At 27.3% G+C, this 417-nt stretch carries 1 pseudogene; it reads left to right on the top strand.

What is annotated here, in order from left to right:
* Nucleotides 1-32 precede the first annotated feature (32 nt).
* Nucleotides 33-417, top strand: a pseudogene (locus tag ELS83_RS21935) (hypothetical protein); the annotation flags it as partial.

The raw sequence follows: 417 nt of genomic DNA, 5'->3' as shown, positions 1-417 counted from the left end.
TAGTTAAAAAGTTTAATATTGATAATTATTCTATGGACAAAGTAAACAAAATAAGAGAAGAAGTAAGCGTTGAAAAATCAATAGAAGATGAGATAGTAGAAACATTAGTTAAGAATGCAGAAATGGTTGCAAAAGATGTAGTAAAAGAAAGAGATAGGTATAACGAATTCCATAAGAAGATAGATAAGTTACTTGTATCAAAGATTACTGGAATTCCTATAATGATAGTTTTACTATTAATAGTACTTTGGATTACAATAACTCTTGCAAACTATCCGTCAGAATTATTATCAAACATGTTTGGTAATATTGAGGTTTGGTTAAGAGGAATACTTGCAAATAGTTTTATACCTTCATGGATTAGTAGTGTTTTAATTGATGGTATATATGTTACTTTAGCTTGGGTAATATCTGTTA

The sequence above is a fragment of the Marinifilum caeruleilacunae genome (genome assembly GCF_013141825.1).
GTDB classification, from domain to species: Bacteria; Bacteroidota; Bacteroidia; order Bacteroidales; family Marinifilaceae; genus Marinifilum; species Marinifilum caeruleilacunae.
Note: the sequence above shows the minus strand (reverse complement) of the source record. Positions and strands in the feature narration are given on the sequence as shown.